Source organism: Rubritalea sp., assembly GCF_039830215.1.
In the GTDB taxonomy this organism is placed as follows: domain Bacteria; phylum Verrucomicrobiota; class Verrucomicrobiia; order Verrucomicrobiales; family Akkermansiaceae; genus Rubritalea.
On record NZ_JBDOPO010000368.1, the window covers coordinates 1 to 9,616 of the forward strand.

Consider the following 9,616-nt stretch of genomic DNA (forward strand, 5'->3'; position numbering starts at 1 on the left):
TGTCTGCGTTCTTCTCCTTAATGCGCATGAGCATTGTGCCGTTGTCTACTACGAGCGTTGCTCCAGCAGAAACGTCGTCCATCATGCCTTCGTAGTTCACTGTTGTGGAGAACGGTATGGTTGCTGGTGCGGACTGGCGGCGGATTTCGAATGTGTCGCCAGCCTTGAGGATGAACGGTTCGTCGAGGTCTCCTGTACGGATGGATGGTCCTTGAAGGTCAAACAGGATGCCGACGTGCTTTTGGCGGTTTTCAGAAATTTCGCGGATGATTTTAACGAGCTCGCGGCACTTATCGTGCTGAGCGTGGCTCATGTTCATGCGGAAGACGTTGACGCCAGCGTCGATGAGTTCAGCAATAGCTTCGGATGAGAAAGTTGCTGGCCCAAGTGTTGAAATGATACTAGTTTTTCGGAACATTGTGGTGAATTAGTTGTGCAGCTGAGAAAGAGTCTAAGTTGCGGGTTTCTTGCCGAGAAGGCGCGATGGTAATCCTTTTTTATGAGGTGGCAAGCCTCAGGTTTAGATTGTTGCCAACGGTTGTTCTAACTTGTCGGGAATTCGTCTATTCCTAGTAGTTTTGCTGCAAGGTCTTTGTCTTCACCACTGCGTTTCAGGCTGTAGCGTATGAGCTCGTCGTACAGATTGATGTCATAGTTTTCTTCAGAGAAGTTAAAAAGTTGGTCAAAAAGTTGTGTGATCCCATTGTTAGAACGCAGAGTTTTCCCGATTGGAATGTCGTGGGCCAATAGTACATCCGAGGTGGCGAGTGCAGTGGCTCGTGCCATTGTATTTTCTAACTCACGGACATTGCCTGGCCATTTGTGTTCTTGTAGTACTGCGATGGCCTCACCTGATAGGCGGATCCGAGCCATGCCATTTTTCTTGGTGATCTTTCTGAGGAAGAATTCGGCTAACAGCGGGATGTCCTCAAGTCGGTCACGTAGTGGAGGTATCCGGAGTTCTACCACATTGAGACGATAGTAGAGATCTTCGCGGAATCGTCCTTCTCTGACTTCTTGGGCTAGATCTTTATTCGTGGCGGCCACAATTCTAACATCGCTTGAGAGTACATCGTTGCCACCGACGCGTGAGAACGTACCTTCTTGTAGCACACGCAAGAGTTTTACTTGGACTGGGAGTGGCATATCGCCGATCTCGTCAAGAAAGAGTGTGCCGTTATCACATTGTTCGAAGCGGCCTGCACGTTTGGCTGCTGCTCCTGTGAAGGAGCCTTTTTCGTGGCCGAAGAGTTCGCTTTCTAGCAGGTTTTCAGGGATGGCGCCGCAGTTAAGCGCGACCATTTCATTTTGTCGACGCGGACTATACTCGTGTACCGCATTTGCCACGAGCTCTTTACCTGTGCCACTTTCACCGTAGATGAGAACTGGAGCATCGGTGCGGGCGACGCGACCGACAGTTTTGAAAATATCTTGGAATGCCCTAGATATACCAATGACCTGCAGGCGTCCGCCGGCCTCAGGGATGACCTGTTTGTGTTCGCCAGCAGTACGGCGCCCCTCTATGACCTGCCAGGCGCTTTCAACAACACTGCGAAGTTCAAAAACGAGGGATTCCTTACGTAGTATGTCGTGAGCGCCTTGTTGGGTGGCTTTGACCACTTGAGCCGTGCCGGGAAAACTAGCAGTTATAATAACAATGATCTCTGGGTAGGACGCTTTAAGCTGTCCTAGTAGTTCAATTCCATCAATCGGAGTGAGTACGATGTCTGCTATGACTAGATCGACCGTCGTTTTCTCACAGATTTTCTGAGCATTGTTGGCATTATCGCAACGGAGGATGCGGATGCCTTCAGCTTCAAGCTGTTTAGTAGCCCAGTCAAGGTAATCGAGATCTGGATCGACAAGGAGGAGAGTGCGTTCGGCTGTGGCTTCGGAAGACATAGTTTGGTGGGCCTCAGCAGTTACTTCTGTAGCTGCCAAGGGGGTTAAATTGCTCCAAATCGACGTTGGCGGCTATGAAAATGTGTGACAGCGTCGTAGAGGTCGCTTTCAGCAAAGTCTGGCCAGAATTTGTCAAGGATGACTATTTCTGAATAACTGAGCTGCCATAGCAAGAAGTTAGAGAGGCGGAATTCACCAGACGTGCGGATAAGTAGATCAGGATCTGGCTGACCAGCAGTATAGAGGTGGCTAGAAATGGTGCTGTTGTCGATGTCATCGACGGAGAGTTTTCCTGCTGCTACCTTTTCTGCGATCAATTTTGCGGCGTCTACAATTTCCTCTCGCGAGCCGTAGGATAGTGCGAGGTTTAGGGTGAGAGCTGTGTTGTTAGCAGTCTTCTCAATCGCCTTGTTTAGCTGAGCGCACGTTTTTTTGGGGAGCATGTCGGTACGACCAATCGCATTGAGTCGCACATTATGTGCCATCATTTCCTTTGTCTTTTCTTTCAGAAAGCGCTCCAGCAATTGCATGAGAGCTTTGATCTCGGACTCTGGCCGCTTCCAGTTTTCTGAAGAAAAGGCATAAAGTGTGAGGTGCTTGATGCCGAGGTTCTTGCAGCCTTCGACGGTGCGACGGACTGATTCGGCACCAGCTCTGTGGCCCGCAATCCTTGGTAAACCACGCTGGTTCGCCCAGCGGCCATTGCCGTCCATAATAATGGCGATGTGTTTTGGAGCGCTGAGCTCGGAGGCTATTTGGTTCTTACTCATTCGGTGGGGTGAGTTTTGCATGGTTGTGGATGAGATTGCAAGTGTGAGCACGATTTTCTCTGTGATGAATTTCAGCGTGTCCTTGTCATGGTCTTAAAAGTGTTTGTAGTATGCTGCTTATGCCTCGATTTGTGCTTTCACTAGACCAAGGGACGACAAGCTCCCGCTCGATACTTTTTAATCATCAAGGAGAGATTGTTGCGAGTAGTCAGAAGGAGTTTGCTCAACATTTCCCGCAGTCAGGCTGGGTCGAGCATGATGCTGATGAGATTTGGCGAACCCAGCAGCAGACGATGTTAGATGTGTTGCAGCAAGCCAAGCTCACTGAGGCTGACATTGCAGCCATTGGGATCACCAATCAGCGTGAGACAGTGGTGGTGTGGGATAGGAGGACTGGAGTTCCATTGATGAATGCCATTGTCTGGCAAGATAGGAGAACGGCGGATCAATGTAGGCAGTTGAACGATGCTGGATTCGAACCAGCCATTCGCTCAGTAACAGGTCTGAAAATCGATCCATATTTCTCAGCGACAAAGGTACAATGGATTCTCGATAATGTTGAGGGGGCTCGAGGGAGAGCAGAAGCTGGCGAGCTCTTTATGGGGACTATGGATAGTTGGTTGATCTGGAAACTCACCGATGGTAAGCAGCACGTGACGGATGCGACGAATGCTAGTAGGACTTTGTTGTGTAATATTCATACAGGAGAATGGGATGACGCTCTGCTAGAGAAGTTCATGATCCCTCGGGCCATATTACCAAAAATTGTCGATAGCAGTGGTGTGGTAGGTGAATGGCGTGGAGTTCCCATTGCTGGTATTGCTGGTGACCAGCAGGCCGCGCTTTTTGGGCAGGCATGCTACACGCCAGGTTTAGCTAAAAATACCTACGGAACGGGTTGTTTCCTGTTGCTCAATACGGGTGATCGAGTAGTCCGATCCAATAATCAATTGCTCTCAACCATCGCGCTGCAAATCAATGGAGTGCGTGAGTACGCTCTTGAAGGATCGGTTTTTGTTGGGGGCTCACTGTTCCAATGGTTGCGAGATGGCTTGCAGATTTTTGACGATGTGAAAGAGCTGGATGCTCTAGCTGCCACTGTTGATGACTCTGGCGGAGTAGTCATCGTTCCCGCTCTTGCTGGGCTCGGAGCCCCTCACTGGGACCCTTTCGCTCGGGGCTTAATCACCGGCCTGAGCCGAGGGACGACCAAGGCACACATTTGTAGAGCGGCATTGGAGGCTGTTAGTTTTCAATCGATTGAATTGCTAGAGTGCATGCAGCGCGATGCCTCGACCAATCTAGAGGAGCTGAGGGTAGATGGGGGAGCTAGTACGAGCGATCTGCTGATGCAGATTCAGGCAGACCTCATGGACTGCGAGATCGTGCGTCCCAAGGTGACTGAAACTACCGCCTTTGGTGCTGCTGCGTTAGCAGGACTGGCTGTTGATTTCTGGAATTCCAAGGAAGAATTGGCCGAAATCTGGCAGGAAGAAAAACGCTTTAAATCTCAAATCTCCGAAGAAAAAAGGAAGCAAATGCGTGCTGCGTGGGACTCCGCTGTAGAGAAAACTAAAACTTGAGTAACCCTATGATTAGCTTTTCGCCAAGTGTTTTGCAAGACGCATAGCTAGGCACATGATTGTGTGGCTGGGCGGTAGTCCCCAAGCTTCGGGTATGACTGAGGCGTCACAAACATAGAGACCCTTGAATTTGGTCTGTAGGTCGGAATCAACGATTTCACCAATTTTAGCACCTCCCCCAGGGTGGGCAGCAAAGTGGTGACTGCGGAAGATGCATTTGGCTCCAGCTTGTTTGAGAATGGTTTCAGCGATAGCACAGCCTTTGTCGAGTTTTTGCTTATCAGCCTGAGAGAGCTTTTTATTGATCCATTTAGGACCGATGCGGCCAGATAAATCGTCTTTGATTTTGACCATGATACACAAGGTTTTGGAATGTGCGTGTAGACGATCGACTCTGCCCGCTTGGGCACTGAAAGCTTGGAACAAGGGGCGGGGTAAAGTGAGGTCGGCTAGCATTATTCCTTCTTCGGGTAGATGTAGGCCTGCGGCCATGGGGACTTCTCGTCCGCCTTTGAGTCCTTTGACGCTACCCATCACGGCAATCACGGGATCAACGAAATAATCTTGGCCAGCCGTGTCGAATCCAGAGTCTTGTAGGATGCGTGGAGATCCGATGCCTCCGGCGGCAATGATTACCTTTTTCGCACGGATTTCTTTCATTCTTCCGGCTTGTGAATACTCGACGCCAACCGCGCGCTCACCTTCGAATAGCACGCGCGAGACTTTGGCTTGGGTTGTTAGTTGAGCTCCCAGTTGGATGGCTTGATCGAGAAACATGCGGGCATTCCATTTTGCGTCGTAAGGGCACCCATAAGTGCACTTGTCGCAGTTGGTCCTGCATTTGTCCATGTAGATGAACTTGTCGATTTTTTGCCAATTTAGACCGAGTTCCTTCGCTGCGCTCATGATCTTGTGCGCCATTGGCCCGATAAGATGGTCGGGAAGTTTTTCAATGGGTATCAGTTGACGGACTGCCTCGATTTCGTGGCTGAGGTCGATGCCGTATTTTTTGAAATACGGTATTGGGGGAGGCGTCGATCCAGCAAAATTGATAGCCGACGAACCACCTGCTGTGATACCTCGCAATACGAGTGACAGGTCGGAGTTGAGGAAAGCTCCCTTGCCGGGAATTCCAGCAATTTTGATCATCTGTTGGAGGGTGCCCTCGAGAGGGTCCTGATTGCCCCATTCTAGGATGGCGATTTTCTGGCCGCGCTTGGCCAGTTCATTGGCGAGTGTTGCACCGCCCAGGCCACTACCAACAACTATAGCGTCTAATACTTGCTCGTTGGAGAGTATTGAAGATAGGTCATTCTTTTGGATCATATTCTCAGCCTAACCTGGAGGCCAGAGCATCTGGCGGCCGGCTAGGATGTGTAGGTGGAGGTGGGGAACTGCTTCACCACCGTCTTTGCCATTGTTGATCACTGTGCGGAAACCAGATTCGGTGAGACCTTCTTGCTTTGTCACTTTTTGTACTGTTAGCAGCAGGTGGCCTAGTGTGCCTTGGTCATCGATGCTAGCCTCGGCAAGTCTCACAATTCGCTTCTTCGGTACAACGAGTAGGTGGACTGGTGCTTGAGGGGCAATATCGCGAAAGCAAATACAGAGGTCATCTTCGTAGATAATGTCTGCAGGGATTTCACGATCGATGATCATTTCAAAAATTGTTTTGTCGGACATGGTTTAGGCTAGCTTGTTGAGTAGGCTAATGACGACGCCTTCGAGGTGTGATTCTAGTGCTGAAAGGCCAGCCTGAATGTGGTCTGATGCGAGGTGCTGGTCTAGCGCATCCTTAGATGTCCATGTCTCATAGAATACGAAGTGGGAAGGCTTTTCGCGGTCTTGGTGGAGATCGTATCTGATGCACCCGGTTTCAACGCGTGTAGGAGAAATGAATTTAAGAAGCTCGGCTTTGACGAGTTCGATAGAGTCTGGCTTTGCAGTGATTGAGGCACTGACGTAGAGGTCTGACATGGTGTTGTTAGGTTTGTAAGTTTTATTTGTTAGTCTTCGGTAGTTTCGCCTTTTTTCTTACCTTTAAGTTTGGCTTCAATGAATGCGTCGAGGTCGCCATCCATGACGGCTGCGACGTTTGTCGTTTCTTCGCCAGTGCGAAGGTCTTTTACCATTTGGTAGGGTTGGAAAACGTAGGAGCGGATTTGACTGCCCCATCCGATATCACCTTTTTCTCCGTATTCACGCTCGGCGGCGTCTTTTTGTTTGTCCTCCTCTATCTGATAGAGCTTTGCCTTGAGTAGCTCTAGTGCGACTTCGCGGTTGCGAAGTTGTGAGCGTTCTTGGGTGCAGCGAATGACGATTCCTGTAGGCTTGTGCTTGAGAATAACAGCAGTTTCGACCTTGTTCACATTCTGACCGCCAGCTCCACCGGAACGCGCTGTTTGGATGTCTATGTCTGCAGGGTTGACGTCGATTTCGATGTCGTTGTTCATCTCAGGTGTGACATCGATCGATGAGAAAGAGGTGTGGCGTTTGCCTGCTGAATCAAATGGTGAAATGCGCACGAGGCGGTGGACCCCGCGCTCATTCTTCAAATAACCATAGGCGTAGTCACCGTCGACTTTGATAGTTGCGCTAGAGATACCGGCGCCGTCGCCATCAGCGTAGTCCACCGAGCTCACGGTGTAGTTTTTGCTTTCAGCCCAACGAGTGTACATGCGTAAAAGCATGGCTGCCCAGTCACAGGCCTCGGTGCCACCAGCTCCAGAATTGACTGTGACGTAGCAGCTACAAAGATCGTTAGGTTTATCTAACAGGATGAGTAGCTCGAAGGATTCGAGCTGTTTGGCGATCTCAGTGAACTCAGATGCAGCTTCTTGTGCAGCATCGGCGTCTTCAAACTCTTTAGCTAAAGCGATGATCTCTATAAGATCAGCAAGGCGTTTCTCCAGCTTGAGAAAAGGGTAGAGCTTGCGTTTGATTGTGTTGGCTTGGGCGACAATCTGCTGTGCTTTTGTGGCGTCGTCCCAGAACGAGCCTTCTTCCATCTGTGCGTCAATTTTTGAAAGCTCACCATCCAAGGTAGGGATGTCAAAGGTACCTCCTGAGTGCAGACAGACGGCTCTGGATAGAGCCTGTGTCGACCGCCAGGAGGTCAGCGTTATAAGGTTCAGACATGTACTGGTTCTGCTATGCTAGAGCAGAATATTCAAGGACGAAGAATTAGAGGTCACCAGGGAAGGGGGAGGCACTCATGCGAAGTTCGACTTCATCGGCTGAATAGCTCGGTCCGTTTACTGGATTATCGAGAGGAGATGATTGGGGGCGGATCACAGCTAGAGCGAAGGTGCTGCTCACGGTGGCGGCTAACAACAATCCGACTATCAAAGGGCCTAGAGATTTCTCTTTGCTGAGGAGGCTGTTGACTCGATTGCGGAGGGATGCTTTGTCAGCTATAGCTAGTGCAGTAGAGGTTTTGTGGATGAGTGTCTCGGCTACTTCGCAGTAGTGCTGACATGTAGCGTTTTGCGTCAGTACTATTGGTGATTGTCTGAGCACCCACAGCGAATTCACATTAATAACCGAGAGGGTTCCGGAGAAGCCAAATAAAAGGGTTACGTCAATGGAGGATGCAGTTGACTTGGGCAATATGAGAAAGTCAGAGTTCACGACGGCGCACGTGTCCAAGCTCGTGGAGTAGCACCATGCGGAGAGTCGAGACGTGCTAGGTGATAGCGTTTTCAAGTAAAAAACGTGAGTCGAAGGAACCCTGCAACTACTGGTGAAGTGACCATTGGTGTGCAGCGCAGAGTTATTTGTTTCTGTAATCCAGCCTTACGCGTTGTTTCTGTGAGAAGTTGCTGAATGTCGGCTGATTCTATAGCAACCGGACGAAAAATCCATTTGCTGAGTGTGTTGACATGTAACTAGTCGCGATCGGAAAAGAGAGTCGCTCCGATCGACCAGAGGCTAAGGGCAATAGTGAGACAGATAGATTAAATCTGGGTGGTAAGACTTTGAAGGCTAGTATTTTGTACCCAAAAACTTAACTGAATATGCCATTTAGGTAGCGCTAGTAAAATAGGGGTGATGAGTAAAAGTATGATCATCTCTGTGGTGAGAGAAGATGCTCTATCGGGGCTTTTTTTTACCTGGCCACACACTCATGTAATAAGCGTTGATTGAGGGAATGAGGCTAATGCGGATGGCTCCCATTGGGGGGATCTTAGTCTGCTTTGCTTTCTACTAGCTTACGAATTTCAGAGAGCTCTAGTGCGCTAAGATGTATGGATTCCGCATCGAGTAGCGCTGCGACCAGTTTTTGTGGCTTGCCCTCAAAGAAAGTGGATAAAAGGTTGTGAATAGCTGATTCACGCGCTTTATTTTCGTTGATTGCAGCCTTGTAGATATAACGTCGGGATTCTTTGCCATGTTTCAGCATTTCCTTGTTTTCGAGTGTGGCCAGTAATGCTCGTACAGCTGAATAGGAAGGAGGCTCGGGTAGGTTCTCTTGTACTTCCCTCGCTGAGGCCTGACCTAGACGGTAAATGATGTCCATTATCTGCCGCTCACGTCGAGAAAGTTGGCCTTGTTCCAATCGGTTCATAAAGTCAGCATACGTAATGCTAAAAATCCTGCAATTAAAAATGTGCTAGGAAAGTAGCATGTGAAATTTTGAGGGATGCATGCAATGCTATGTTTTAGCTTTTATGGAAATTAAATCTCTTCTTCAGCTCATTTGGTTACGTGGAATGTTATCTATAATGTCATGCGCGGTGCCCATACGCGTTCACTTAATGGCTAAAATTCTTTCATAGAGTGATTTGCGAGATCTTTTATCCATCCAAACATGAGTTCTTCTAGGGTCAATGGGGAGGCTAAGCAGCTCAAACTCAGCGTGCCTAGTTGCTGAGTTATCACTTCACTCACCTTCTCGTAGCTCAGAGCTCTTTTGACACTCACAACTGCTAACATAAAGATAGGGTTCACCACTAACTGTTGGATCAATGCTGCAAGCGCTATGCAGCACAGATGGTGGTAATTTGTGTAACGTTTCAAAGTCGGCTTCATGTTCAGCGATTGCTTCCAGGCCTTGAATCTGATTTCTACACTCCATCTGATTGAGTAGATTTCAAAGAGCTCCTTGGCCATACGCACTAAGTGAACGCGTATGGGGGGATAGTTGAATGAGGAGTGAAATCTGGATGAGGGTATGGCAACAATCTTAATGCAGATGGGGGGAGATTTATTGTTGGTGATATTAATGGGGCGGAAAATTAGGCAGCATAGGATATTTTTGATGAGTTGAAGTATTTCTGAATCCTCGTCTGCCTCTTAGCCAAACTCCTGACTTGAGTTTTAACCTGCTCCTTAAATTTACCTTTTCCTCGAAGTGATGGT

General features: G+C 48.9%; 11 protein-coding genes. 1 reads left to right on the plus strand and 10 read right to left on the minus strand.

The window, feature by feature from the left end; all coding sequences use genetic code 11:
• From ABGY95_RS12545 to ABGY95_RS12555, 3 genes are all read right to left on the minus strand, one after another.
• Positions 1–418, minus strand: a 418-nt coding sequence (locus ABGY95_RS12545) for a pyruvate kinase (RefSeq protein WP_347442027.1), incomplete at its 3' end; no start/stop codon positions are given.
• A 125-nt stretch (positions 419–543) separates the two neighbouring features.
• A complete protein-coding gene (locus ABGY95_RS12550; RefSeq protein ID WP_347442028.1) occupies positions 544–1,902 on the minus strand; it encodes a sigma-54 dependent transcriptional regulator in 1,359 nt (452 codons plus the stop codon).
• Between the two features lie 44 nt (positions 1,903–1,946).
• Positions 1,947–2,672 carry an isoprenyl transferase gene (locus ABGY95_RS12555; protein WP_347442029.1) on the minus strand — a complete coding sequence of 242 codons (726 nt, stop codon included), beginning with the start codon at positions 2,670–2,672 and terminating at the stop codon, positions 1,947–1,949.
• A gap of 119 nt (positions 2,673–2,791) precedes the next feature.
• On the opposite strand from ABGY95_RS12555, the gene glpK reads away from it, so the two are divergent.
• Positions 2,792–4,255 (plus strand): glycerol kinase GlpK, encoded by a 1,464-nt coding sequence (glpK, locus tag ABGY95_RS12560; RefSeq protein ID WP_347442030.1) that lies wholly within the window; start codon positions 2,792–2,794, stop codon positions 4,253–4,255.
• 12 nt (positions 4,256–4,267) lie between these two features.
• On the opposite strand, the gene ABGY95_RS12565 is transcribed toward glpK, so the two are convergent.
• The 7 genes from ABGY95_RS12565 to ABGY95_RS12595 all read right to left on the minus strand — a co-directional run bounded on the left by ABGY95_RS12565 (position 4,268) and on the right by ABGY95_RS12595 (position 9,367).
• A complete protein-coding gene (locus tag ABGY95_RS12565; RefSeq protein WP_347442031.1) occupies positions 4,268–5,581 on the minus strand; it encodes a GMC family oxidoreductase in 1,314 nt (437 codons plus the stop codon).
• A 9-nt stretch (positions 5,582–5,590) separates the two neighbouring features.
• Positions 5,591–5,938, minus strand: coding sequence for a histidine triad nucleotide-binding protein (locus ABGY95_RS12570; protein WP_347442032.1), 348 nt, complete (start codon positions 5,936–5,938; stop codon positions 5,591–5,593).
• 3 nt (positions 5,939–5,941) lie between these two features.
• Complete coding sequence (locus tag ABGY95_RS12575) at positions 5,942–6,232, minus strand: putative quinol monooxygenase (RefSeq protein WP_347442033.1); 291 nt, start codon at positions 6,230–6,232, stop codon at positions 5,942–5,944.
• A 29-nt stretch (positions 6,233–6,261) separates the two neighbouring features.
• Positions 6,262–7,393, minus strand: a protein-coding gene (gene prfB, locus ABGY95_RS12580) for a peptide chain release factor 2 (protein WP_347442034.1) whose coding sequence is annotated in 2 segments (ribosomal slippage) — positions 6,262–7,314 and positions 7,316–7,393 — 1,131 coding nt in all. Because the reading frame shifts where the segments join, the coding sequence is not laid out codon by codon here.
• 45 nt (positions 7,394–7,438) lie between these two features.
• Positions 7,439–7,789, minus strand: coding sequence for a hypothetical protein (locus ABGY95_RS12585; RefSeq protein ID WP_347442035.1), 351 nt, complete (start codon positions 7,787–7,789; stop codon positions 7,439–7,441).
• A gap of 652 nt (positions 7,790–8,441) precedes the next feature.
• Positions 8,442–8,822: a BlaI/MecI/CopY family transcriptional regulator gene (locus tag ABGY95_RS12590; RefSeq protein ID WP_347442036.1), complete on the minus strand. Its 381-nt coding sequence runs from the start codon at positions 8,820–8,822 to the stop codon at positions 8,442–8,444.
• Positions 8,823–9,016: 194 nt separating this feature from the next.
• On the minus strand, positions 9,017–9,367 hold the full coding sequence (locus tag ABGY95_RS12595; RefSeq protein ID WP_347442037.1) for a hypothetical protein: 351 nt from the start codon (positions 9,365–9,367) through the stop codon (positions 9,017–9,019).
• Positions 9,368–9,616 lie beyond the last annotated feature (249 nt).